The sequence below is a fragment of the Kribbella sp. NBC_00482 genome, from assembly GCF_036013725.1.
In the GTDB taxonomy this organism is placed as follows: Bacteria; Actinomycetota; Actinomycetes; order Propionibacteriales; family Kribbellaceae; genus Kribbella.
This window is the reverse complement of record NZ_CP107881.1, coordinates 1461486-1487072: the sequence shown is the minus strand read 5'-3', so window position 1 is coordinate 1487072 and position 25587 is coordinate 1461486. Positions and strand designations below refer to the sequence as shown.

The following is a 25587-nucleotide window of genomic DNA, read 5'->3' as shown; positions in this document are numbered from 1 at the left end:
TCTTCCTTCGAAGGTACTCCGAGATCCGCGGATCCGTAGCTAACGGTTCAGCTCACTTCCGGCGGATCCCCTGTCGGTACGACGGCTATCAGCGACGTCACCTCACGCGTCCCGGCCGGATGACTCGCGGCCGTCCGGGTCTTCTTGTAGCGATCGACGAGGTCGTTCAGGTCCTGGTTGAACTGCTCTGCCTCGTCACGGGTCAGCCACAACCGGGCCCGGCTCATCGAGCTGACACCGTCCCAGGGATCGTCCGCGTCCATGTCCACGAACTGGTCGAGGACCGCGTCCATCGCGGTTTTGATCATCGCCTGGCTCGCCAGCCGCCCGGCGCCGGTGGACTGCGACGAGATCACCAGGTTGGCGGCCGGCGCCTGCCAGGGCCGCTCGCGGCCGTCGGCGGACTCGTCGGCGCGCTGGATGATGCCCCACTTCTCCAGCGCGCGCAGGTGGTAGCTCATCGCGGACGGAGTCAGCCCGGCGAGCTCGGCGCACTCGGTCGCGGTCAGCACCTTGCCGTTGAACAGCTCGTCGATGACCCGCTGCCGGGCCGGGTGTGCGAGGGCGCGGATCGCCTTCGGGTCCGTGATCACCAGCCGCTTCTTCTTCGCCACGAGGTCAGCGTAGCGAACCGCTTGACGTCGCGAAATCTGAAGTGTTTACTTCACAACTATGAAGCAAACACTTCAGACTTCGATCTGGTCCTGCCGGGACATCCGGCTGGTGCTGCCCGCTCGCGCGCTGTCGTACGCGGGCGACTCGATCGCGCTGATCGCGCTGATGCTGCGGGTCTCCGACGGCCACGGGCCGGCTGCCGTCACGGCGCTGCTGCTCGCGTTCGCCGTACCGACCGTGCTGATGATCCCGTTCGCCGGACGGATCGTGGACGGGTTCGACTCGCGGAAGGTCCTGGTCTGGTCGGGGCTGCTGCAGGTCGTCGCCGGCGTCGGGCTGGCGTTCGTGCACGACCTGGCCAACACGCTGGCGCTGGTGTGCGTGCTTCAGATCGGCCAGGCCGTCGCCGGTCCGGCGTGGGGTGCGCTGATCCCGCGGATCGTCGGTGAGGAACTCGTCGGCCGGACCACCGGGACCAGTCAGGCACTGATCGGGGTCGCGACGCTGGCGGGCTCGGCGGCCGGTGGTCTGCTGGTCGGTTGGGTCGGCAGCCGTGGAGCGCTGCTCGTCGACGCCGCGACCTTCCTCGCTCTGGTGGTCGTCGCGCAACTGGTCCGGACCCGCCGCCGGCCGGAGCCCGGGGCTGCTCGCGAGAGCGGTGGGGTGTCGGCCGGACTGCGCGCGATCTTCGGTGACGACATCCTGAAGATCCTGGTGCCGGCGCTGTGGATGTTCGTGGTCGTGGGCGAAGCGGTCAACGTCGTGGAGGTCTTCCTGATCACCGGCGAGCTCGGTCTCGGGCCCGCCCTGTACGGCGCGGCGGGCGCGGCGACCGGAGCCGGGGCGATCTTCGGCGCCTGGTACAGCGGCCGGCTGAACGGCGACCGGGCCCGGGCGGTGGCAGTCGTCGTGGGAACAGCCACGATCGGCGGGTCGAGCGTGCTGATGGGTCTGGCGGGCAACCTCGTGACGCTGCTGATCGGCGCCGCCACGATCGGCGTCGGCAGCGGGTTGCTGAACGCGGCGACGAGCGCACTGGTGGTGACCAGGTCCGCCGAGGCCGTCCGCGGCCGGGTGATCGCGGCCCTGAACGGCACGGTCCGCTCGTTCAGCATCCTCGCGATGCTGCTGGGCGGTCTGGCGGGTGCGCTGCTCGGTCCGCGCGGGACGTTCGTGACCTGTGGAGTGGCGTGCATGGTGGCCGCCGCGATCGTCGGCGTCCTGGTCGCCCGGAGCAAGGACGAATCAAAGGATTCGGAGCTAGAGGCCATCAGTCACTAGCCTTTGGGGCATGACTGATGCACACGTGGACCCGGTGAACCCCGACAGCGGGCAGGACGACCTGCCCGAGCAGATGCGGGTTCGCCGGGAGAAGCGTGACCGCCTGCTGGCGGAAGGAGTGCCGCCGTACCCGATCTCGGTGCCCCGGACGCACCTGCTCAAGGACCTGCGGGCGAAGTACGACGCGCAGGAGCTGGAGGCCGACACCCGGACCGGCGAGCAGGTCTCGGTGGCCGGTCGGGTGATCTTCCTGCGCAACACCGGCAAGCTCTGCTTCGTCCGGCTCCGCGAGGGGGACGGGACCGAGCTGCAGGTGATGTTCTCGCTCGCCGACCTCGGCGAGGAGGAGCTGGCCCGGTTCAAGCAGCTCGTCGACATCGGCGACCTGCTGTCCGTCCAGGGCGAGGTGATCACCAGCCGGCGCGGTGAGCTGTCCGTCCAGGCGACCGCGTGGCAGATGGCCGCGAAGACGCTCCGCCCGCTCCCGAACGAGCACAAGCCGCTCAGCGAAGAGGCGCGCGTCCGGATGCGGTACGTCGACCTGATCGTGCGTCCCGAGGCGCGCGAGATGGTCCGCGCGAAGGCAGCCGTCCTGAAGGCGCTGCGCGCGACGTACGACGGTCACGGCTTCGTCGAGGTCGAGACGCCGGTGCTGCAGCTGACCAACGGCGGTGCCGCGGCCCGGCCGTTCTCGACCCGCCTGAACGTGTTCGACCAGGAGATGAAGCTCCGGATCGCGCTCGAGCTCGACCTCAAGCGCGCGATGATCGGCGGCGTCGACCGGGTCTACGAGATCGGCCGGACGTTCCGTAACGAGGGGCTGGACTCCACCCACTCGGCGGAATTCTCGATGATCGAGGCGTACGAGGCGTACGGCGATTACGACACGATGGCCGAGCTGATCCAGGAGCTGATCCGGAACGCGGGTCGTGCGATCGGTCGTACGACGATCACCGGGCGCGACGGTTCGATCATCGACATCGAGCAGCCCTTCCGGCACGCGACGCTTTTCGGCCTGCTGTCGGAAGCGGTCGGAGAGACCGTCGACGCGACCACCGACCTGGCTGGTCTGATCAAGTTGGCCGAGCAGCACGACGTCGAGTTGCAGCCGGGCCGGAATGCCGGCGAGATCGCCGTCGACTTGTTCGAGAAGCTCTGCGAGCACACGCTGATCCAGCCGACCTTTGTCCGCGACTATCCGGAGTCGGCGCGACCGCTGGCGAAGCCGCACCGGGAAATTCCGGGGCTGGTGGAGGCCTGGGACCTGTTCTTCAACGGCGTCGAACTCGGGGTCGCGTACTCGGAGCTGAACGACCCGGTGATCCAGCGCGATCGCCTGGTGGAGCAGTCGTTGCTGGCCGCCGCGGGCGACCCGGAGGCGATGGATCTCGACGAGGACTTCCTGCGCGCGATGGAATTCGGGATGCCGCCGGCCGGCGGGATGGGGATGGGCCTGGACCGCTTGGTGATGTTGCTCACCGGGACCGGTATCCGGGAGACGATTCTGTTCCCGTTGCTGCGTCCGGAGTGATTTTCCAGGTCGTTGCATAGCACAACGGACGGCCTTCGCAAATCCAGGGGCCGAATTCATTCCGGACCGGCCGGTTCGAACCGGATGAATACGCAAGGTCACCATGACTGCGCAGCGTCGATGAATGACAAGCACCTGGTTTGTGCGGTACAAATCAGGTGCTAACAATTCAGCAGGGGGATTGTGCCCGATGGCGGGCGCGGAAAGGTTGTCATCGATGGCGCAAAGGGTGCAGGTGGTTCTCGAGGACGATCTCGACGGCGGTAAGGCCGACGAGACTGTCACTTTCGGGCTGGACGGAACGACGTACGAGATCGACCTGTCCAAGAAGAACGCCGCGAAACTGCGCGACGCACTCGCCGCGTATGTCGGCTCGGGTCGCCGGGTGGCCGGCCGCCGGGGTGCGGCGGGCCGGGCGCGCGGGCGGGGCCGGTCGGCCTCGGACTCCGCGGACATCAGGGCCTGGGCCAAGGAGAACGGCTACGAGGTCAGCGAGCGCGGCCGGATCTCCGCCGAGGTGCGCGCGGCGTACAACGACGCGAAGTAACTTTCAGTTGTCGCCGGTCCCGGCACCCGCATTGGGGTGCCGGGACCGTCCGCATTCCGGTTGTTTCACAGAGTGGGACACGGCGTGTCGGATCTGATGGCTGACCCGGCAGGCAGTTCCGGGAATTCGCTGGTGGCGAACACGCTGTCGGATCGCGGTGAACGGGGAACACGCTGGTTACCAGTGCGGTTGTTCCCTTGTGATGCCGCCCGGACGACCGATGGACGCGTGATCGGGTGTTCGCCGAGAGCGAGCCTGTCGGTGCCGGGGACTAGCATGCATGTACGGGGGTCGGCCAACACGGCACGTCCGACTCCTCTGAGGCAAGGAGCGCTTTGGCGATGTTTGAACGATTTACGGACCGCGCCCGTCGGGTAGTCGTCCTGGCACAGGAAGAAGCCAGGATGCTCAGTCACAACTACATCGGGACCGAGCACATCCTGCTCGGCCTGATCCACGAGGGTGAAGGGGTCGCCGCCAAGGCTCTCGAGAGCCTGGGTATCTCGCTCGAAGCCGTCCGGTCCCAGGTCGAGGAGATCATCGGCCAGGGGCAGCAGGCACCGAGCGGGCACATCCCGTTCACTCCCCGCGCCAAGAAGGTGCTGGAGCTCTCCCTGCGCGAGGCCCTGCAACTGGGCCACAACTACATCGGCACCGAGCACATCCTGCTCGGCCTCATCCGCGAGGGTGAGGGTGTCGCAGCGCAGGTCCTGGTCAAGCTCGGTGCGGACCTGAACAAGGTCCGGCAGCAGGTCATCCAGCTGCTGAGCGGTTACCAGGGGAAGGAGTCGTCGCCGCAGGGCACGGCTCCGGAGGGTGCACCCAGCAGCTCCCTGGTGCTCGACCAGTTCGGCCGGAACTACACCCAGTCCGCTCGTGAGGCGAAGCTCGACCCGGTGATCGGGCGCGAGAGCGAGATCGAGCGGGTCATGCAGGTGCTGTCCCGGCGGACCAAGAACAACCCTGTCCTGATCGGTGAGCCGGGAGTCGGCAAGACCGCCATCGTGGAAGGTCTGGCCCAGCAGATCGTCCGTGGTGACGTCCCGGAGACGCTGAAGGACAAGCAGATCTACTCTCTCGACCTGGGCGCCCTGGTGGCCGGTTCGCGCTACCGCGGTGATTTCGAGGAACGCCTGAAGAAGGTGCTCAAGGAGATCCGCACCCGCGGCGACATCGTGCTGTTCATCGACGAGATCCACACTCTCGTCGGGGCCGGCGCGGCCGAGGGAGCAATCGACGCGGCGAGCATCCTGAAGCCGATGCTGGCCCGCGGTGAGCTGCAGACGATCGGCGCCACCACCCTCGACGAGTACCGCAAGTACGTCGAGAAGGACGCCGCGCTGGAGCGCCGCTTCCAGCCGATCCAGGTGGCCGAGCCCTCGATCGCGCACACGATCGAGATCCTCAAGGGCCTCCGCGACCGGTACGAGGCGCACCACCGGGTGACGATCACCGACGCCGCGCTGGTGAACGCCGCGCAGATGGCCGACCGGTACATCTCGGACCGGTTCCTGCCGGACAAGGCGATCGACCTGATCGACGAGGCCGGCGCCCGGCTCCGGATCCGCCGGATGACGGCTCCGCCGGACCTGCGCGAGTTCGACGAGAAGATCGCGACGGTGCGCCGGGAGAAGGAATCGGCGATCGACGCGCAGGACTTCGAGCGCGCCGCGCGACTGCGGGACGACGAGAAGAAGCTGATCAACGCGAAGGCCGAGCGTGAGAAGCAGTGGAAGGCCGGCGACATGGACGTCGTCGCCGAGGTGGACGAGGAGCTGATCGCCGAGGTGCTCAGCACCGCGACCGGCATCCCCGTCTTCAAGCTGACCGAGGAGGAGTCCTCGCGGCTGCTCGACATGGAGAAGGAGCTGGCCAAGCGGTACGTCGGCCAGACCGACGCGGTCAAGGCGCTGTCCCGCTCGATCCGGCGTACTCGCGCCGGCCTGAAGGACCCGCGCCGCCCGAGCGGCTCGTTCATCTTCGCCGGCCCGTCCGGTGTCGGTAAGACCGAGCTGTCCAAGGCGCTGACCGAGTTCCTGTTCGGCGACGAGAACGCGCTGATCAGCCTCGACATGTCGGAGTACTCGGAGAAGCACACCGCTTCCCGGCTGTTCGGTTCGCCTCCTGGGTACGTCGGCTACGAAGAGGGTGGCCAGCTGACCGAGAAGGTGCGCCGCAAGCCGTTCAGCGTGGTGCTGTTCGACGAGGTGGAGAAGGCCCACCCGGACATCTTCAACTCGCTGCTGCAGATCCTGGACGAGGGTCGTCTGACCGACGCCCAGGGCCGCGTGGTCGACTTCAAGAACACCGTGATCATCATGACCACGAACCTGGGCACGAAGGACATCGCCAAGGCGGTGAGCCTGGGCTTCTCGCAGGCGAGCGACACCACGTCGTCGTACGAGAAGATGAAGGCGAAGGTCACCGAGGAGCTGAAGCAGCACTTCCGGCCGGAGTTCCTGAACCGCGTCGACGAGATCGTGGTCTTCCACCAGCACACGATGGAGGACATCGTCCTGATCGTGGACCTGATGGTGGCCCAGATCGAGCAGCGGCTGAAGGACAAGGACATGGGCATCGAGCTCACGGCGGCGGCGAAGGAACTCGCCGCGAAGCGTGGCTTCGACCCGGTCCTGGGCGCCCGTCCGCTTCGTCGCGCACTGCAGCGCGACATCGAGGACGTGCTGGCCGAGAAGATCCTGTTCGGGGAACTGCGTCCCGGCCAGATCGTCCTGGTCGACGCGGCACCGGAAGGCACGGTCGACTCCGAGGGAGTGCCCGAGTACTTCACCTTCACCGGTAACCAGAAGTCGACGACCTCCGACCTGGAGCTCACCGACCTCACCACCGGTGGCACGACCGGCACCACAGGTCTCCAGGACACCTGAGCCAGTAGCTGGTAGCGAGGGCCCCGCGGACACCATGTCCGCGGGGCCCTCGTCGTACTCCTGCCGATTCCGGGGATGCAACCGGGTGCTCGCCTCACCCGGTACTTAACGGTGAGGAAGCGCCCAACCAAGACCGGAGGACGCGTGGCGAGCAACCGAGATCAGGACTTCACCGAGTACGTGAGTGCCCACCGCGGACGGATGATGCGGATCGCACGTCTGCTGACCAGTGGGGACGCGCACTGGGCCGAGGATCTGGTGCAGACCGCACTGACCAAGCTCTACGTGAAGTGGGGCGCGGTCAGGCCGGAGATCGGAGCGGCGCGGTACGCCGACAAGATCCTGATCAACGTGTTCCTGGACGAGAAGCGCCGGTTCTGGCGTCATCGCGAGACGTTGACCGGCGAGGTCACCGAGCCGGGGCCGCAGGCCGGCTCCGGGCCGGAGGACCGGCTGACCGTGCTGGCCGCGCTCGAACGGCTGCCCAGGCGTCAACGGGCCGCTGTCGTCCTGCGGTACTTCTGCGATCTGGACGTGGCCGCTGCCGCCGAGCTGATGGGCAGCAGTCAGGGCACCGTCAAAAGCCAGACCGCTCGTGGGCTGGACAAGTTGCGCGACCTCATCGTCGAACCCCTGAACACACTGGAGCATGTGCGATGACTGATCTGAAGAGCCTTCTCGAGCGCGCAGCCGGTACCGACCCGGTCGTCACCGACGACGACGTCGCGGCCGATCTCAGCCGTGGCCGGCGGGCCGCCCGTCGCCGCCGGTTCGCCGGCGCCGGCCTCACCACGGTCGCCGCGGCTGTCGTCGTCGGCGCCCTCGCGGTGCCTCTGGCCTTCGCGCCGGGCGCGCACTCCGGCGGCTCGGACTCCGCTGTCTCGGCGCCTCCCGCGACCGGCCCTGCGACCGGCACCGGTACGGCGATGTCGGCCGGCGATGTGCTGCTGGTCGCGGCGGCTCACGAGGAGAAGGCCGAACCGACGACGGGCAAGTACTTCCGGGTCAGGAAGGTCCAGAGCAGGGAGTGGACCGTCATGGCCGGCGGCAAGATCGTCTGCTGTGGGTCGATCCCGGCCGGTCCGGGCGGCTACAAGCTGCGTGAGCTGACGGTCACCGAGACCTGGACCGGCCTGAAGGGCGGCACCGCCTGGCTCGGCTCCCGCTCACTGGGTGCGCATCCCGCCACGGCGGCCGACGAGGCGGCGTGGCGAAAGGCGGGAGCGCCGGCGACCTGGAACGCTGGTCCGACCGACACTGCGGGCAAGCAGGACCAGGTCATCTCGTCGAAGCCGGGAAAGGCCACCTTCTTCGAGCTGAAGGACGACGCGGACCGCTACACCGCCCTGGGGATCAACGGCACCCTGCAGGACGTGCTGGCGCTGCCGTCCGACCCGGAGCAGTTGCGAGCCCGGCTGCTCGGCGTGAAGGCGGCAGCCGCTCCTGACGCCTCCGACGTGGCGGCTCTCGCGCAGATCTCGGCCGGTCTGCTCAGCGACACTCCGGCACTGCCGAAGGTCCGCGGGGCCGCGTTCCGGCTACTGGCAGGGCTTCCGGGCGCCACGGTCAAGCAGAACGTCACGGACCTGGGCGGCCGGACAGGTACGGCGGTCGGGTTCTCCTTCCCGGCGTACCAGCTGAACCTCCGGCTGATCGTCGACCCGAAGACCGGCAAGCTCCTGAGCAGCAGCCACACCGGCGGAAAGAACGGCGACAGCACGATCCTGCTCTCCGGCTGGACCGACGCCACCCCGGAGGCGCCACCCGCCGCCATCAAGTGAGCTGACGCCTGGCAGTTACAGGTCACGGGCCGGTGCAGCCTCGCCGGAGCCAACACGATCGAACTCGTCCCACACCCGTTCGTAGAGGCTCCTGATGAAGAGACGACACCTGATCGCCGTCACCGCGGCGGCGCTGCTCGCCGTAGTCGGGTCAGCCGCCGCGGCTGACCCGACTACCGCCCGACCGGCCGCTGACTGGGATCCGCGTCAGCCCGGACCGTCCGACCTGTTCACCGCGGCCGACGGGTCGGCGAACTACTTCCGTTCGCCGATCCCGGCCGATCCCGTGCTCGACGCGAATTCGGCCGCGATCGTCAACAGCATCGGGACCAACACACCGCGGCTGAACGGTCCCGAGTGGCAGATCACCGTCTACACCGCGAGCAACGCCGACCCGGTCTACCACCCGACGTTCAGCGAGGACTGGGGCTGCTCGGTGGGCGACGGCATCCACATCCCCGACTATGCGACCCGCGAGGTTCCGTCGCCGGGCGACGAATGGATCGTGGTCTACAACAAGGACGACAAGAGCGTGAAGTCCATCTGGGGCGCGAGCAAGTCCGGCGGCAGCTGGAACGGTTCCTGTGGCGGTACGTGGCCGGCCGCGAGCGGCGGTGGGACCGAGTCCAAGACCTCCGGCGTGGGTACCGGCGCCGAGGTCCAAGCCGGCGCCGGGTTCATCCTCAACAGTGAGGTGCAGACCGGAGCGATCGAGCACGCCCTGTACTTCACCTCCACCAAGAGCTGCGGCACGTTCCGCGCCCCGGCCGGCAAGTCCGACGGGGACGGCTCGGGCTCGTCCTGTGTGCCGATGGGCGCGCGCCTCCAGCTCGACCCCGGCGTCGACTGTGCCGGACTCGCCGGCGCCTCGAGCGGCGAGAAGATGATCTGCAAGACCCTGCAGACGTACGGCGGTTACGTCCTCGACAGCGGCGGTCCCGGCCCGATCAGCGGAATCGGCGTCGCCGGCGACGACCTGACCGACCCCGACCGGTCGCCGTGGCAGACACCCGGCAACGGCATGCGCCCGGGCGGCATTCTGGACAAGGCAGGCCTCGACGGCTCGACCGACGCACTCAGCCACATCCCGTGGACCAAGCTGCGCGTCCTCGCCACCTGGAACGGCCAGTAGCTCCAGCACCACCCCACGCCCGCCAGCCCTTCCGGGGTTGGCGGGCGCTCTTGTGTCCGGAGCGCTGGTCCAGGCCGGTATGCGGGTACTGCGACGGCGCTCGGCGTACCGAAAACACGCCTGATTTATGCGAAGGCTACTGATTGGTCGTATCGTCCTGCGGAGCGTGATCACTTCGATACGGAGACGGCTTCCGTCCGCCAACGGATCGATGGGAAGATCGCGCGACCGCTGAGGAAGCAGTTACTTACCGCCTGTCTGCCGCGTTGTAACCCTGTGACCACGCTGTTCGGACCCGGACTGTCGGAAAGGGGGCCGAGGATGGAATCATCTCGTCGCATGGACGCTCCGCGTCTGCCGCTGACCCAGGAACCGGTCGCCGACACCGGTTCCTTTGGCGTGCGGCAGGCGGGCGGAGTCCTCGAGCGGGCCCAGCGGATCGCCGACACGCTCCGCGAGCAGGCCGAGCACGAGAACGATCTCGCCCGCGACGAGGCCGGCCGGGTCCGGGCCGCGAACGAGCGCCTGAAGGCCGACGCCGAGGACGCCGCGACGAAGCTCCGGTCGGACGCGATGGCAGCCGCCCAGCGCGTGCTGAACGACGCCGAGCGGGCCGCCGAGCAGCTCCGCACCGACTCCGAGGCCGAGGCCGAGCGGGTCCGCTCCGAAGCCGAGGAGACGGCCGACAGACTGCGCGCCGAGTCGACCGCCGAGGCCGACCGGGTACGTCGGGACGCTGCCGCCGCGGCCGAGAAACTGACCTCCGAGTCGACTGCCGAGGCCGAGCGGGTCCGCTCCGAGGCGACTGCCATCGCGGAGCGGCTGAAGGTTGAGTCGGAGTCCGCTGCTGAGCAGCTCCGGGCAGTGGTCGCCGAAGAGGTGGCCAAGCGCCGGGCGGACTCGGAGGCGACGGCCGAGCGGCTGCGCGTTGAGAGCGAGGCGGTGGCCGAGAAGTTGCGGGCCGAGTCGCAGGCGGCGGCGGATCGGCGGGTTGCGGCGGCCGAGGTCGAAGCGCGGCGGGTGAAGGACGAGGCCGACGAACTCCTCGACGAGTCCCGGATGGCCCGCGAGTCGGCCCAGGCGATGGTGGAGCGGGCCAGCCGTGAGGCGCAGCAGTTGGTCGCCGACGCCGGCGAGCAGGCCGCGCTGGTGTCGCAGGCCGCCAGCCGCAACGAGGCCGACCTGATCTCCCGGGCCGAGTCCGAGGCGAGCGAGCTGCGGGCCTCGGTCGAGCGCGAGGTCGAGACCGGCCGCGAGCGTGCCCGCGTCGAGATCGCCGCGGCGCATGCCGAGATCGAGCGGCTGCGCGGCGAGAACCGGACCGAGCTGGAACGCCGTACGGCGGAGCTCGAGGAGACCGAGCGGGCCAAGCTGGCCGCGATCTCGCTGGAGATCGACAAGCTGCGGGCCGAGGCGGTCGCGGAGATCGCCGAGCGGAAGGCCGAGGCCGAGGCCGGCAACGAGCGGCTGATGGCGGACGCCCGGGCCCAGGCCAAGCTGGTCGTGGACTCGATCGAGGCGGACCGCCGGACGGCCTCGGGCGAGGCGCAGCGGATCGTCGAGGACGCGAACAAGGCGGCCGAGGCGGCGATGGCCGAGGCCGAGAAGCAGACGCTGTGGAGCAAGAAGACCGTCGACGACCTGATCGGCGCCGCGGAGTCCGAGGCGCAGTCGATCCGCGAGCAGGCCGCCGTCGACGCGGCCGAGATGCTCAAGCAGAAGCGCGCGCACCTGCGCCGCGTGGTCGGCCGGTCGACCAGCCGGCTCAAGCAGACCCAGGACGCGATCGCCAAGGAGAACGCCGAGCTGACCCAGCTCGCCGAGACCACGCTGTACTCGGCCGGCGAGCAGGCGGAGTCGACCCTGGCCGCGGCCAAGCAGGAGGCCGAGCGGATCACCGCCCAGGCGCAGGCCCGGGTCGACCGGCTGAAGACCTCGGCCGGCGAGGACGCGCGGGAGATCATCGAGCGCGCCAACCGCCGCGAGGCCGAGGCCGAGCAGAGCACCCAGGTACTGCGGGAGCGCGCGGCCAACGATCTGTCCGAGGCGCAGCGCCAGTCGCACGACCTGATCCGCAAGTCCCGTGCGGAGGCTCAGCAGCTCGAGGCCCAGGCCCGCGAGCACGCCGACACCCTGCGGGCCCAGGCCCGAAAACTTCTCGCCGACGCCGAGGCGAGGGTCGCTGCGCTGAACCAGCGCCGTGATGAGATCACCAAGGAGCTCACCCAGCTTTCGGGTGTGATCGAGGCACTCGCTGTACCGGGGTTCCGCCCAGGTGGTGGAATGTCCTCCAGCGAGGGTTCCACGGGGGAATCAGGATGAGGACGTGACAGTCAGATCCTTGTCAGTGACAATGTGTGATCCACCCACCCATCGAAGTGAGCATCGGAAAACATGAGCAGTGAAAGCCCAACCCCGTTCCGTACCGTTCTGCGCGGCTACGAGCCTGCCCAGGTGGATCAGCACATCCGTGAGCTGACCACCTCTCTGACCGCTCTGCAGCAGCAGTCCGAGCAGCTGCAGCGCCACGTCCAGGAGCTGCAGTCCCGCACGGACGCGGCGGAGGCGGCCGTCATCTCCGCCCAGGAGGATTCCAAGGACCGCGCGCCGACGTTCACCGAGTTCGGTGAGCGCGTCGCGAAGATCCTGTCGCTGGCCGACGACGAGGCCCGTGACCTGGTGACCCGCGCCCGCACCGACGCGGAGGCGATTGTCGCCGACGGTGAGGCGCACGCGAAGAAGGTCCGCAAGGAGGCCGAGCAGTACTCCCTGGACTGGAAGAGCGAGGTCGACGCCGAGGCTGCCCGGATCCTCGAAGAGGCCCGGACCCAGGCCGACGACATGCGCGACGAGGCCGAGCGCGACGCCACCGCGCGCCGCAGCGAGGCCCAGGCGCTGTACGAGCAGGAGCGGGCCAAGTCCGCTCAGGCCGCGGCCGCCTTCGAGACCACCCTGGCCGAGCGCCGGGGCAAGGTCGAGCAGGAGTTCGCCGCCCGTACGGCGCTTGCCGAGCAGCAGCTGGCCGCCGTCACCGACCGCGCCGCGCAGGTGCAGCGGGAGGCCGACCGGTCGCGTTCCGAGGCCGAGCGGTTGTCCCAGCAGCAGCTGGCCGACGCGAACCGGCAGGCCCAGGAGATCGTCGCCGCCGCGAAGGACAAGTCCGAGCGGATCCGCGCCGAGTCCGAGCGTGAGCTCGCCGCGGCGACGCAGCGCCGGGACAGCATCAACGCGCAGCTGACCAACGTCCGCCAGATGCTGGCGACGCTGTCCGGTCAGCCCGCGATGCCGCTCGACCTGCTGGCCGACGACGAAGAAGCACCCGCCGGCAGCAAGAAGAACTGAAGCACCACCACTACCAAAGACGCCGGCTCGAAACCTTCGAGCCGGCGTCTTGGTCTGTCACGCAGGAAGCCGGTAGCGGCCGCGGCTGAGAGGTTCAACGAGGCCGTCGGCAACTAGTCCGTCCAGAGCTCGCTCGCGTTGGACCGGGTCCGGCCAGCACGCGTCCAGCTCGGTCTTCGGTACGGGTGCCGATGCGGCTCGCAGTACGGCCAGAAGACGGCCGCGGGCTTGGCGGTCAGTGCCTTCGTAGGTCTGGCCGCGGCGCGGCGGGCCGTCGTACGGCGGGCTTCCGGCCTGGACCCAGGCGCACTGGGACTGGATGGGGCAGTCGGCACAGCGCGGCGTACGGGCGGTGCAGATGAGGGCGCCGAGCTCCATGGAGGCCACGGCCCAGCGGGCGGCGGTGGGCTCGTCGGCGGGCAGTGCGCTGACGGCGAGGCGCTGGTCGGCCGCGGTGGGGGAGATGCTCGGCTGCGCGACACCAGTCAGGGAGCGCGCGAGGACCCGCCGTACGTTCGTGTCGACGACGGCGTGCCGCTGGCCGAACGCGAAGGATGCGATCGCGGCGGCCGTGTAGGTCCCGACACCAGGCAGTGCGAGCAGAGCGTCGTGGTCGTCCGGTACCTCGCCGCCGTGGCGCTCCACAATCGCCTGAGCGGCCGCGTGCAGCCGGAGGGCGCGCCGTGGGTACCCGAGCCGGTCCCAGGCCCGCACAGCCTCACCAGGAGCCTCTGCGGCCAGGTCCACCGGCTTAGGCCACCTCTCCAGCCAGCTCCGGTACGCCGGCAGCACCCGATTCACCGGTGTCTGCTGCAGCATGAACTCGCTGACCATCACGGCCCACGCCCCGGCATCCGGCTCCCGCCACGGCAACTCCCGCGCGTTGGCGTCGTACCAACGCAGCACTGGGTCATGGAGAGCTAGCGGCGAGCCTAGGTGGTCCTGCACGGAGCCGATATTAGAGTGCGCTTCATGAGCAGTCTGCTCCGTCCGGTCGGGCACCTGCCCGCCAGCGTGTACTGGTTCCGGCGTGGACTCGTGCTCGCGGTCGTAGCTGTGCTGGTCATCCTGATCTCCCGGCTGTTCGCGGGCGGTGGCGACGACACGAAGAACGCCGCCGCGTCGAACCCGCAGCCGAACCCCACCAGCGCCCCACCTGCCTCCGCGCCGACGACGCCGTCCGGGACGTCGAGCACCAAGGTGAGTACGACGCCTACTCCGAAGCCGACGAAGACCACGCCGCCCGCGGACCTCACGTGCACGGGCTCGGACCTCAGCATCGACGCACTGCCCGGGAATCGGAAGATCGTCTCCGGCTCGATGCTGAACTTCGTCATCCAGTTCACGCCGCTCGACGACGGGTGCAAAGCCACCATCAATGCCGACAAGCTGACCGTCACCGTGACGTCCGGGACGGACCAGATCTGGAGCACGACCCAGTGCGACAAGGCGATCCAGACCGCCACCCTCGCCGTTGCCAAGGGCAAACAATCGGCGGTCACAGTGCCCTGGAACGGACACCGGTCCAGGCCTGGCTGCCTTCCGGGTCAGCCGATCGCCAAGCCTGGAACCTATGTCGTCAAGGCCGAGTACGACGGCCGCGTGTCGGGCGCCCAGGCCTTCCAGGTCGTCTGATCACCCAGCTTCGACCGGCTGAGTCGCATCGTTCGGCTGCTTCTGCAGGTGGCTAGGTGCGGTGAACAGCAGCGCCGCGACCAGCCCGACCACTAGCACCACCGCCGGCAGCACCAGCGACTGCGCCATGGCGTCACTGAACCCCTGCCGGACCACTTCCGGCAGCCGGCCGCTGGAGAACCCCTCGCCAGCAGGCGTGCTGCCGGCCATTGCCGGCAGGTTGTGCGCCAGCCGCGACTCCATCAGTACGGCGATGCTCGCACTGCCGAGCACTGCGCCGACCTGTCGCGTCGTGTTGTAGACGCCGGCTCCGGCACCGGCCTGGTGCATCGGGAGGTTCCGCGTCGCCGTCGTACCGATCGGCGCCCACATGAACCCGTTCGCGACACCCAGCAAGGCGATCGGCAGCAGCAGTTCCCAGATCGGTACGTCGGGCTGGATCACCTGACTCATCCAGAACATCGAGACCGCGCAGCACAGCAACCCGAACCCGGCGATGAACCGCGGCGGCGTCCGGTCGACCAGTCGCCCGACGAACGGTGACAGCGCACCCGCGATCACCGCCATCGGCACCAGCAGCAGTGCCGATCGCGTCGGCGTCAGCCCGCGGACCGCCTGCGCCCACAGCATCAGCGGGAACGCCATCGCGGTGATCGCGAACCCGACCGTGGTGATCGCGACGTTCGCCAGCGAGAAGTTGCGGTCCTTGAAGAGGCCCAGCGGCAGCAGCGGCTCGCCCCGGTTGCGGGACTGCCAGACGACGAAGACCGCGAGTACGACGACGCCGGTGATGATCAGCGACCAGACCGAGATCGGGCCCGTGATCTGACCCCAGTCGTACTTCTGCCCCTCCTGGATCCCGAACACCAGCAGGAACAACCCGGCCGCGCTCAGCACGACCCCGATCAGGTCGAACTTGTGGTCGTGCGTCGGCAGGTCCGGCACCAGCCGCATCGCCAGCACGAACCCGACCACGCCGACCGGTGCGTTGATGAAGAAGATCCACTGCCAGCCGAGCCCGTCGACCAGGACACCGCCGAGGATCGGGCCGACCAGCGTTGCCACGCCGGCCGTCGCGCCCCACAGACTCATCGCCCGGCCGCGCTGGTTCGGCGGGAAGATCCGGGTGATGACCGCCATCGTCTGCGGCGTCATCATCGAGGCGCCGAGACCCTGGAACACCCGGGCCACGATCAGCATCTCGATCGAGTTGGTCAGCCCGCACCACACCGACGCCAGCGTGAACAGTGCCAGCCCGGTCAGGTACAGCTTCTTCGGGCCGATCCGGTCGCCGAGGCGGCCGGTGATCAGCAGCGGTACGGCGTACGCGAGCAGGTAGGCGCTGGTCACCCAGACGACCGTGCCGACGTCGGCCCCGAGGTCCTCGAGGATCGCCGGGGTGGCGACCGAGACGATGGTCGAGTCGACCAGGATCATGAAGAAGCCGAGCACCAGCGCCCACAATGCCGGCCAGGGCCGGACCTCCGGCCTCACTGAGTCTTGGGTTGCCATTCCAGGTCCTTGCTCTCGATACGTTCGATGGTGGTGGTCAGCCAGTCGCGCTCGGCGGTCAGCTGGGTGAGGAGGTAGGTGCCGCCGATCCAGTACACCTGCGGCACCTGTCGCGCCTCGGCGTCGGCGAGGGCCTCGTCGATCTCGGTGACCCAGTTGTCCAGGCCCGCGATCCGGCGGCGGAACCGCAGCACGGCGTCCTCGGGCTGGAGGTTGTGCGCCTCGCTCAGCACGACGGGGAAGAGCGGGTACTCGTGGACGTACTCCTCGATACCCGTCTCCACCCGCCGGGTCAGGGCGGCGTCGCCTTCCGGGGTGAGCTCGTACGTCGTGCGCTCCGGGCGGTTCCCGGCGCGCTCGGTGCCGGTGGCGCGGACGTAGTTCTGCCGCGCCAGCCGCTCGACCGTGTGGTAGAGCGAGCCGGGCCGGACCTTGACCAGCCAGTGGTGATGTCGCTTGACCAGCAGTTGGTACATCTCGTAGGCGTGCATCGGTTCCTCTTTGAGCAACGCCAGGACCGAGATCGCCAACGGTGTCAGTTCGGCCGCCATGATCCTCCACCTGGATTGCTCCGTACGAAATGTTCCATGTGGAGTATTCGCCGATCCGTGAGGAAACGCAAGACGCCTCCGGCGCTTTCACGAGCCGGAGGCGTCTGCTGACAGCGGGTAGTTACACGTAGCGTTCCAGGATGCTGGATTCGGCCAGCCGGGACAGGCCCTCGCGGACAGTGCGGGCCCGGTTCTCGCCGACGCCTTCGACCGTCTGCAAGTCGTCGATGCTTGCCGCGAGCAACTTCTGCAGGTGACCGAAGTGGTCGATCAACCGATCGATGACGGCACCGGGGAGCCGCGGCACCTTGGCCAGCAGCCGGTAGCCGCGCGGGGTGACCGCCGCGTCCAGCTGCTCGGCGCCTCCGAGCTGCAGAGCCCGCGCGACCTGACCGATGTCCAGCAGGTCCGTCGGGCTGACAGCGTCCAGCTCGAGCAGTACGTCGTCCGCGGTCTTGGGCCGGCGACCCGCGGCCGGCGGGAGGTAGTCGCGGACCACCAGTTCACGTTCGCCGGCGACGCCCGCGACGAGCTCGTTGAGCTGCAGGGTGAGTAGCCGGCCGTCGGTGCCGAGTTCGACGACGTACCCGTCGATCTCGGTGGCGATCCGGCGGACCATCTCCAGCCGTTGCGCGACCGCGGCGACGTCCCGGACGGTGACCAGGTCCTCGATCTCGAGGGCGGACAGCGTGCCGGACACCTCGTCCAGCCGGAGCTTGTAGCGCTCGAGGGTGGCGAGGGCCTGGTTGGCACGGGACAGGATCGCGCCGGTCTCCTCGAGCACGTAGCGCTGGTCGTCGACGTACAGCGCGATGATGTGCATCGACTGCGACACCGAGATCACCGGGAACCCCGTCTGCCGCGCGACGCGGTCCGCGGTGCGGTGCCGGGTGCCGGTCTCCTGGGTGACGATCGACGGGTCCGGCATCAGGTGCACGGCAGCCTGGATCAGCCGGGTGGCGTCCCGGTCGAGGACGATCGCGCCGTCCATCTTGCTGAGTTCGCGCAACCCGGTCGCGGTGAACTCGATATCGATCTCGAAGCCGCCGGTGGAGATCGCGTCCACCGCCTTGTCGTGACCGAGCACGATCAGTGCGCCGGTCCGCCCGCGCAGGATCCGTTCGAGTCCTTCGCGTAGTTCGGTACCGGGCGCCACCGCCGCGAGCGTCGCGCGGAGCCGGGCGCCGGTGCTGTTCTTGTCCGTGTTCGCCGCCACGGGACCTGAGTCTATGCGGTCAGCCGCGTGCCGTTGTCCGGATATCTGCCGCAGCGCCCGCTACGGAGCTCGCGGATCGGCCCGCAGCGGCGCGTGCGCGTGCACTCGCCCGTGCATCGGACTGTGCAGTTCTCATTTCCCGCGTGAACGAAGTGCGTCGAGGTACGACGCCTGCCGCGTCAGGGGCAGCGGATGACCTGACCGGCGTACGACAGACCGCCGCCGAATCCGAACAACAGCACCGGCGCGCCGGACGGGATCTCGCGCTTCTCGACCAGTTTCGACAGGGCGATCGGGATGCTCGCGGCCGAGGTGTTGCCGGACTCCACGACGTCCTTGGCGACCACTGCGTTCACCGCGCCGAGTCGCTTCGCGAGCGGCTCGATGATGCGCAGGTTCGCCTGGTGCAGGACGACGCCGCCGAGGTCCTCGGGCTTCAGGCCGGCCTTCGCGCAGACCTGCTTGGCGATCTCCGGCAGTTGCGTCGTGGCCCAGCGGAAGACGCTCAGGCCTTCCTGGGCGAACGGGCCGTCGCGTCCCTCGATCCGGACCGCGTCCGACATCTCCGGCACCGAACCCCACACCACCGGACCGACCTCGGGCTCGTCACTTGCGACCAGTACGGCCGCGCCGGCGCCGTCGCCGATCAGCACGCAGGTGGTGCGGTCGGTCCAGTCCGTCCAGTCGCTGAGCTTCTCCACGCCGATGACCAGGGCCTTCGTCGCGGCGCCGGCCCGGATGGCCTGGTCGGCGGTCGCCAGGGCGTAGGTGAAGCCCGAGCACGCGGTGTTCAGGTCGATCGCGGCCGGGTTGCCGAGGCCGAGGCGTGCGGCGACCCGGGCGGCCATGTTCGGCGACCGGTCGATCGCCGTGCAGGTCGCGACCACGACGTAGTCGATCTCCGCGACGTCGATCCCCGCGTTCGCGACGGCCTTGTCGGCGGCCCGCCAGGCCATCTCGTCGACCTGCTCGTCGGGCGCCGCGATCCGGCGCTCCCGGATGCCGACCCGGCTCTGGATCCACTCGTCGTTGGTCTCGACCATCGTGGCGAGCTCGTCGTTGGTGAGCACCCGTTCCGGCTGGTAGTGGCCGAGCGCGACAACTCTGGATCCGGTCATCAGGTGCTCCTGCAGTCATCCGGCGGGGTAACCGGGGTCATCATCGAACCCGGCGGGGCGCCCCCAGAGTACGTTCCCGAGCTACCCGCTGTAGATCCCCCGTCTCACCTGTGGTGTTGGCCACAGGGGTTCTACGCGAGGCCCGCGGCCAGTAGGGCGGAGCGGAGGTCGGGGGCGGCGAAGGTGCGAAGGCCGTACTTCTTCTGGATGTCCATCGGCTTCACGTCCTTGCTCCGGTTCGGAATGTCGGCGGGGACGATCGCCTTGGTGAACCCGAGCCGTGCGGCTTCCGCGAGACGTTTCTCCAGGCCGCCGACCCGCCGGACCTCTCCGGCCAGGCCGACCTCGCCGATCGCGACCAGCCCGGGGTGGATCGGCTTGTCCATCACCGACGACGCGACAGCGATCGCGACCGCCAGGTCCGCGACCGGCTCGGTGATCTTCACGCCGCCGACGGTGGCGACGTACACCTCCTGGTCGGCGAGCTTCAGACCGGCCCGGTTGCCCAGTACGGCGAGGACCATCGCGACCCGGGACGACTCCAGCCCGGACGTGGTGCGGCGCGGCTGTGGCGCGGCGGACGGGCCGACCAGCGCCTGCACCTCGGCCAGCAGCGGTCGGCGGCCCTCCATCATCACCGTCACGCACGTGCCGGCCACCGGCTCGGCGTGCTCGGAGACGAACAGTCCGGTCGGGTCGGTGACCTCGACGATCCCGGTGTCGACCATGTCGAAACAACCGACCTCGTCGGACGGGCCGAACCGGTTCTTGGTCGCGCGCACCATCCGGAACCCCGAGTGCCGGTCGCCGTCGAACGCGAGCACGACGTCGACCAGGTGCTCGAGCATCCGCGGGCCGGCGATCGCGCCGTCCTTCGTGACGTGACCGACCAGCACGACCGCGATGTGCCGCTCCTTCGCGAGCCGGACCAGCGCGCCGGTCACCTCGCGGACCTGCGTCACGCCGCCCGGCGCCCCGTCGACCTCCGGGTGCGCCATCGTCTGCACCGAGTCGATCACCAGGAACGACGGCTCGACCGCGTCGACCTGACCGACCACCGCGCCCAGGTCGGTCTCGGCCGCCAGGAAAAGTTCGTCGACGAGCGCGTCGGTCCGTCCCGCTCGGAGCCGCACCTGCGCGGCCGACTCCTCACCGGACACGTAGAGCGTCCGCTGGCCGCCGCGGGCCGACTGCGCCGCGACCTCCAGCAGCAGCGTGGACTTGCCGACGCCCGGCTCACCCGCGAGCAGGATCACCGCGCCCGGCACGACACCGCCGCCGAGCACGCGGTCGAGCTCGCCGATGCCGGTCGGGCGGGACTCGGCCTCGATCGCGGACACCTTGGCGATCGGCATCGCCGGCGACGTCACCGGGCCGGCGGTGATCCGCGCGGCCTTCGGCGCACCGACCTCGGCGACCGTGCCCCACGCCTGACACTCGCCGCACCGCCCGATCCACCGTGCCGCGGTCCATCCGCACTCCGAGCACGCATACGCCGCCTTGCCCTTCGCCTGCGTCCCCGCCTTAGCCATGGGACCAACCTATTTCAGACCGCCGACAAAACGTCTGACCGTTCGGAGAAGGCGCATCAGTCCGTTGACCGCGGTACGGCGTGGTGGGTCGTCGGCGACGACCGGGAGTTCCGAGGTGCGGCGGGCCGCGTCGAGGTACTTCGTGAGGATCTCGCTGTCCGACGTCCGCAGCGTCGCGCTCCGTTCGAGCAGCTCGAGCGCGGTGTCCAGCTCGTCGGCGATGACAGCTGCGGAGCCGAGGTGCTGCAGGCAGCGGGCGTGGCCTTCGCGTTCGTCGATCTCGGCGTACAGGTGGGCGGCGTGCTCCCACCGGCTGCCCGCCTCGTGCTGGTTGCGTCGCATCCACGCGGCCACGCCCATGAGCTCCAGCGCGTGGGCCTGTCCGCTCAGGTCGCCGGCTGCGGTCGCACGGGCGAGTGCGGGTCGTAGCTGCTCCAGGGCGCCTTCGTCGTCGTGCTGGTACAGGTGCACGACTGCGAGGTTGATGGAGATCGCTACGTCGGCTGCGAGGTCCGGACCGGGCCGGGTGAGTCGTGCGTCGTCCAGCCGGTCGCGTGCGTTCAGGACGGCCTCGTCGCGGTCGTTGCCGGCCGGTGCGCGTTCGGCGCGGGCCAGGTGCAGCAGGGCGCGTTCGACCTGGCGCCGCATCTTCAGCGCAGCCGCCGTACGGCTGTGGGTCGCGATGTTGTCCGACAGGCCCAGACGAGTGCTGGCGGTCTCCAGGTCGCCCATCATCCGGTACGCCGTCGCCGCGCGAGCCGCTGCGAGCTCGGCGAGACCGCGGCGCCCGCTGGCCTCGGCCGTGGCGTTCAGGAGCTCGCTCAGTTGGAGGAGCGCGTCGGGATCGGGACGGCGTACGTACCAGGCCTCGAGTGCGTCGCAGATCCGGGCGAAGTCGTCGACTGCCGCGTTCTGCGGGTTCTCGGTCGCGACCAGGTCGCGGAGCCAGTCCTCGTTGACCGTGAACCACTCGGCCGCCGCCATCCCGCCGGCGTCCGAGCCGAGCGCGATCATCCACTGCTCGGCTTCCTCGGCCGCCGCGTGCAGTTCGCTCGCACCCTGCAGTCGGCGGTCGCGCGCACGCCGGCGCCGCGCCCGCAGCCGAAGGTAGGAGATGACCACGAGCAGGGCAGCCACGGAGTACCCGACCCACTGCACGATGCCGCGTTGGCCGAGGCTCTGGTTCAGCAGCTGTGAGGTGAGGTCGGTGAGCAGCGCGGACGCGACACCGCCGACGACCAGGGAGAACTCCTGGATCCGCGACTGTTCCTCTCGTGGCTCCGGTGCCGGCTTCGGCCGCTCCTCACTCATGGCCGGCTCCCTGTCGTCAGTCCGCGCACCACGGTCCGCCAGAACGACAGCATGAGAACCGCAGGTACTACTGACGCGACCACAGCCGCAGCAGCGACCGGTCCGCTCGACGTGGAGAACTGCCGCGCCTCACCCCACAGCACCAGCGACAACGGCGTCGTACCCGGACCACTGATCAGGAACCCGACGATGAAGTCGTTCCACACCAGTGCGAACTCCAGCACCGCCACAGCAACCAGTGCAGGACGGTATGTTCGCTGCACAGTCGCCAGTACGGCGCTCTGCCGGGCTGGACCCTGCAACGCCTCGGACACGAGCGCTGGTGGCGCAGACGCGAAGGCAGATCGCAGCAGCAGTACGGCGAACGGCAGACCGGCCGCCGCATGTACTAGTGCCAATGCGACCCGCGACCCGGCCAAGCCGGCTGAGTCGATCGCATCTCGCAGCGGAGCGGCGTACATCTGCACTGGCGTCACGGCCAGTACGACGAACACGCCCATCGCGATCCGCCCGAGCCGCGTCGGCAGACCGCCCCAGGCGACCAGGTAGGCAGTTGGTACGGCGATCACGAGCAGGACAGCTGTTGCGGCGGCCGCGATCACCAGTGTGGAGAGCAGGGCCCGGAACAGCCCGACGTTCGCCGCGGCAGCGAACGACGAGAACCCCAGACCCGACAGCGACCACCACCCGCGGAGACCGGCTTCCCGTGGCGAGTGCAACGCCGTGGCAACGAGTACGACGGCCGGGAAGATCCACACCAGCGCGACAGCGAGCCCGATCAGCCAGCCGAACCGTCGTACGCCCCTGCCCGGCTTCGGCCGCCCTAGCGAGGGATCCGGCCGTACGACGGTCACCGGCATCGCCCACCGCCGCCGGCGCAGACCGCGTACGCCGATCAGTCCGACCGCCGCGACAATCGCGAACAGCACGACACCGAGCGCCGCCGTACGTCCTGAGTCGTCACCTGTCGTGGTGGCCCTCCACCAGTTCAGCCCCAGTACGTCGGCGGACCGCTGCATCGACCCTGGTACGAGGATCAGCACCAGGTCGAACACCCGCACCGCCGCAATGACCAGCGTCAGCGTGACCACACCAGTGACCGGACGGAGCAGCGGGATCTCCAACGCCCGCAGCCGTCTCCAGCCCTTGACGCCCTCAGCTGTGATCGTCCGCGACACGTCGTCCGGTATCGCGTCCAGGCCGGCACGGAAGAGCGACACGACGTACCCGAGCCAGGTCCAGCCGAACGCGGACACCAGCACCAGCCAGAACAGACCAGGACCCAGCCACACCGGACTGGTGCCGAACAGTCGTGTCCAGACAGCGGTGATCGTCCCGCGCTCCGGTGTCGGGTCGAAGATCAGCCGGAACGTCGCACCGGACACCAGCACCGACACAGCGAACGGAATGACCAGTGCGGGCTGCAGAAACGTCGTGACCGCTGGGAGTCGATAACTCAACAGGGCAAGGAAGAACCCGACCACAACGGTTCCGAACGCGACCATCACCCACAGCAGACTGTTGCCCACGGCATGCAGCGCCGACGGGTCGCCCATCACCTCGAAGTTGCCGAACCCGAATCCGCCACGCGTCCGGAACGCCGCCACTACGGTCACGCCGATCGGTACCAGCAGTAGACAGCTCAACAGCAACGCCGGCAGCCCCAGCAGGTACGGTCCGGCGGGTCGGCGCGGTTTGCCCTGCACCGGACGGCCGGTGACTTCCCGGCCGACGACCTCGAGGGACAGGCCGTTGGTCTGCAGGCCCATCAGCCCTCCTCCACCTTCTGCAGCTCGGTCATCGCGTCGTCCACCGCATCCTGTACGGCGGCGTCACGGCCGCCGACCGCGATCAGGAAGTCGGTCAGCACCCGCCATAGTCCGTTGATGTCCCCGACGCGACCGAGCCGGTCGGACAGGTCGAACTGCAGTTGCTCGCCAGGTCGGGTCAGCTGCTCGGCGAGCAGGGTGAGCTCGGGGGAGTACCCAGTGGTCCGTCCGTCGACCAGGAACCCGCCTTCCGCGATCCACGGGTCTACTGCGGTCGATGCGGACAAGCGGCGTACCAGGTCGCGTGCGTCTTCCGAGGTGGGCTTCTGCAGCACCATCACGTCGCCTCCGACGACCACGGGTGCAGCAGCGCCTGCGGTCATCGGAGGGAACGTGAAAAGTCCTATGTCGTTGGAGTCTGCGGCAAACGAACGCACCACTGGTTCGGCGAAGTCGGACGCGAGCACCATGGCGGCCTTGCGGTGTCCGAACACCTCGACCAGTGCGTCCGGGAACTGCTGGACGAGTGACTCCTTCACTCCGCCCGCCAGGAGGTCAGGTGCCGACCACATGGTGCCCAGCAACCGCAGTGCGGCCCCGAACTGTGGCTGCTGCGACGGCCGCGGGTTCGTCGCCGTCGCAAGACCCAAGTACACGGACGGTGCGATGCCGAGCAGGACGTTCTCCAGGAAGTCGGTCAGCACCCAGCCGTCACCTGCGGCCAGCGCCATCGGTGTGACGCCTGCCTGTGTCAGCGTCCGGTTCAGCGTCAGCCACTCGCTCCACAGCCGCGGCGGTTGTACGCCGTGCTCCCGGAACACCGAGGGGCGGTACCAGACCGCGGACTTGTGCGCTGTCTTGAACGGCACGCCGTACGTCGTTCCCTCGTGGACCAGGAGCTCTTTCCAGAGGCGTACCCGGCCGAGTGGGGCGATGTCGTCGGGGATCGGCTCAAGGTCGGCCAGATGGCGTGGGACGAGACCTGGTTGCGGCAGCATGACGACATCCGGTCTACGGGTGGAGCGGGTGCCGAACGCGGTTGAGATGGCATCGCCGAGCGGCACGACCTCGACCGGGTAGTCCAGCGTGCCCAGCCCGGCCAGGACCTTGTGGAACGCGCGCAGTTCCTCGCCACTCCAGCTGACAGCCACGCGGACCGCACGCCGCAGTCCCAGTACGTCACTCGAACAGCCGGCGAGCAGAAGTGTTGCTGCGGTCCCCAGGAACGCTCTGCGGCTACTCGGCATCGACAAATCCCGCAGTACGTGACGCGCTGGTCGTGATGAGCAGTAGAGCGGCTGAGGCGAGGTCGGGGTTGGGTCGGAGCGACAGGAGCGATCCCCAGGTAGGTAGGCCGTTCGCATCCTCCAGCACAATCGCTCGTGGGTAGGAGCCGAGTGCCCGGGCCACTCCGGCCAGGCGGCGACGGCCTGCGGTGATCTCGTACGGGTAGCGGTCCAGTACGTCTTCCAGCCCACAGCCGCGCGCCTTGACCACACTCGCTTCCCGGGCTGCCTGTCTGGTGATCGACTGCGACGTGCGGTGCCCATGCATCACGTTGCCGAGCACAGTCAGGTGGGGGAGCAGACCGCCTTCTGCCGGGACCAGGCGGACCCTGCCGCTGGCCAGCACGAGCGCACCGGGCGGCGGATCGTCCAGTCCGGTCACGATGTCGGCCAGCCTGCGGCGGTCGGCTGCCTGAGGCACCACCACCGCACGCTGCTCACCTACGTCGATCCGAAGCCGCCCCGGCAACCCCGGTACGTGATCGAGCAGCAGTCCGTCCATCCGTGGCTGGCGCCTCCCCGAAATGCCCCGTCAAGTGG

21 protein-coding genes are annotated in these 25587 nt (G+C 69.0%); 10 read left to right on the top strand and 11 right to left on the bottom strand.

Going from position 1 to position 25587, the window contains the following annotated elements:
- Window positions 1-47: 47 nt before the first annotated feature.
- A complete protein-coding gene (locus OHB24_RS07460) occupies window positions 48-614 on the bottom strand; it encodes an ArsR/SmtB family transcription factor (RefSeq protein ID WP_327638206.1) in 567 nt (188 codons plus the stop codon).
- A 58-nt stretch (window positions 615-672) separates the two neighbouring features.
- Here OHB24_RS07460 and OHB24_RS07455 point away from each other — a divergent pair, with 58 nt between their 5' ends.
- The 9 genes from OHB24_RS07455 to OHB24_RS07415 all read left to right on the top strand — a co-directional run bounded on the left by OHB24_RS07455 (window position 673) and on the right by OHB24_RS07415 (window position 13117).
- Window positions 673-1896: an MFS transporter gene (locus OHB24_RS07455; RefSeq protein ID WP_327638205.1), complete on the top strand. Its 1224-nt coding sequence runs from the start codon at window positions 673-675 to the stop codon at window positions 1894-1896.
- 10 nt (window positions 1897-1906) lie between these two features.
- Window positions 1907-3427: a lysine--tRNA ligase gene (gene lysS / locus OHB24_RS07450; RefSeq protein WP_327638203.1), complete on the top strand. Its 1521-nt coding sequence runs from the start codon at window positions 1907-1909 to the stop codon at window positions 3425-3427.
- 217 nt (window positions 3428-3644) lie between these two features.
- Window positions 3645-3974, top strand: a complete 330-nt coding sequence (locus OHB24_RS07445) for a histone-like nucleoid-structuring protein Lsr2 (protein ID WP_130384932.1) — start codon at window positions 3645-3647, stop codon at window positions 3972-3974.
- A gap of 341 nt (window positions 3975-4315) precedes the next feature.
- On the top strand, window positions 4316-6862 hold the full coding sequence (locus tag OHB24_RS07440) for an ATP-dependent Clp protease ATP-binding subunit (protein WP_327638202.1): 2547 nt from the start codon (window positions 4316-4318) through the stop codon (window positions 6860-6862).
- Between the two features lie 144 nt (window positions 6863-7006).
- Window positions 7007-7522, top strand: a complete 516-nt coding sequence (locus tag OHB24_RS07435) for a SigE family RNA polymerase sigma factor (protein WP_327638201.1) — start codon at window positions 7007-7009, stop codon at window positions 7520-7522.
- Window positions 7519-8643, top strand: a complete 1125-nt coding sequence (locus OHB24_RS07430) for a CU044_5270 family protein (RefSeq protein ID WP_327638200.1) — start codon at window positions 7519-7521, stop codon at window positions 8641-8643. Before OHB24_RS07435 ends, OHB24_RS07430 begins: the two co-directional genes overlap by 4 nt.
- 94 nt (window positions 8644-8737) lie before the next feature.
- Window positions 8738-9775, top strand: a complete 1038-nt coding sequence (locus OHB24_RS07425) for a hypothetical protein (protein WP_327638199.1) — start codon at window positions 8738-8740, stop codon at window positions 9773-9775.
- Between the two features lie 339 nt (window positions 9776-10114).
- A complete protein-coding gene (locus tag OHB24_RS07420; RefSeq protein WP_327638198.1) occupies window positions 10115-12097 on the top strand; it encodes a kinetoplast-associated-like protein in 1983 nt (660 codons plus the stop codon).
- A 72-nt stretch (window positions 12098-12169) separates the two neighbouring features.
- Window positions 12170-13117, top strand: a complete 948-nt coding sequence (locus OHB24_RS07415) for a DivIVA domain-containing protein (RefSeq protein ID WP_130384929.1) — start codon at window positions 12170-12172, stop codon at window positions 13115-13117.
- Between the two features lie 57 nt (window positions 13118-13174).
- Here OHB24_RS07415 and OHB24_RS07410 read toward each other — a convergent pair whose 3' ends face one another.
- Window positions 13175-14023, bottom strand: coding sequence for an A/G-specific adenine glycosylase (locus tag OHB24_RS07410; protein ID WP_327638197.1), 849 nt, complete (start codon window positions 14021-14023; stop codon window positions 13175-13177).
- A gap of 66 nt (window positions 14024-14089) precedes the next feature.
- Here OHB24_RS07410 and OHB24_RS07405 point away from each other — a divergent pair, with 66 nt between their 5' ends.
- Window positions 14090-14752: a hypothetical protein gene (locus tag OHB24_RS07405; protein WP_327638196.1), complete on the top strand. Its 663-nt coding sequence runs from the start codon at window positions 14090-14092 to the stop codon at window positions 14750-14752.
- Here OHB24_RS07405 and OHB24_RS07400 read toward each other — a convergent pair whose 3' ends face one another.
- From OHB24_RS07400 to OHB24_RS07360, 9 genes are all read right to left on the bottom strand, one after another.
- A complete protein-coding gene (locus OHB24_RS07400) occupies window positions 14753-16264 on the bottom strand; it encodes a DHA2 family efflux MFS transporter permease subunit (RefSeq protein ID WP_327638195.1) in 1512 nt (503 codons plus the stop codon).
- On the bottom strand, window positions 16243-16815 hold the full coding sequence (locus OHB24_RS07395; RefSeq protein WP_327638194.1) for a PadR family transcriptional regulator: 573 nt from the start codon (window positions 16813-16815) through the stop codon (window positions 16243-16245). The genes OHB24_RS07400 and OHB24_RS07395 overlap by 22 nt, the downstream gene beginning before the upstream one ends.
- 121 nt (window positions 16816-16936) lie before the next feature.
- Window positions 16937-18031: a DNA integrity scanning diadenylate cyclase DisA gene (gene disA, locus OHB24_RS07390; protein WP_327638193.1), complete on the bottom strand. Its 1095-nt coding sequence runs from the start codon at window positions 18029-18031 to the stop codon at window positions 16937-16939.
- A 179-nt stretch (window positions 18032-18210) separates the two neighbouring features.
- Window positions 18211-19149, bottom strand: coding sequence for a beta-ketoacyl-ACP synthase III (locus tag OHB24_RS07385; protein ID WP_327638192.1), 939 nt, complete (start codon window positions 19147-19149; stop codon window positions 18211-18213).
- Window positions 19150-19280: 131 nt separating this feature from the next.
- Window positions 19281-20681 carry a DNA repair protein RadA gene (gene radA / locus OHB24_RS07380; protein WP_130384922.1) on the bottom strand — a complete coding sequence of 467 codons (1401 nt, stop codon included), beginning with the start codon at window positions 20679-20681 and terminating at the stop codon, window positions 19281-19283.
- A 9-nt stretch (window positions 20682-20690) separates the two neighbouring features.
- The gene (locus tag OHB24_RS07375) at window positions 20691-21992 is read right to left on the bottom strand and encodes a hypothetical protein (protein WP_327638191.1); all 1302 of its coding nucleotides are present in this window, start codon (window positions 21990-21992) and stop codon (window positions 20691-20693) included.
- Window positions 21989-23761 (bottom strand): ABC transporter permease subunit, encoded by a 1773-nt coding sequence (locus OHB24_RS07370; RefSeq protein ID WP_327638190.1) that lies wholly within the window; start codon window positions 23759-23761, stop codon window positions 21989-21991. The genes OHB24_RS07375 and OHB24_RS07370 overlap by 4 nt, the downstream gene beginning before the upstream one ends.
- The gene (locus OHB24_RS07365) at window positions 23761-25008 is read right to left on the bottom strand and encodes an ABC transporter substrate-binding protein (RefSeq protein ID WP_327638189.1); all 1248 of its coding nucleotides are present in this window, start codon (window positions 25006-25008) and stop codon (window positions 23761-23763) included. Before OHB24_RS07365 ends, OHB24_RS07370 begins: the two co-directional genes overlap by 1 nt.
- On the bottom strand, window positions 24998-25549 hold the full coding sequence (locus OHB24_RS07360; RefSeq protein WP_327638188.1) for a hypothetical protein: 552 nt from the start codon (window positions 25547-25549) through the stop codon (window positions 24998-25000). Before OHB24_RS07360 ends, OHB24_RS07365 begins: the two co-directional genes overlap by 11 nt.
- Window positions 25550-25587 lie beyond the last annotated feature (38 nt).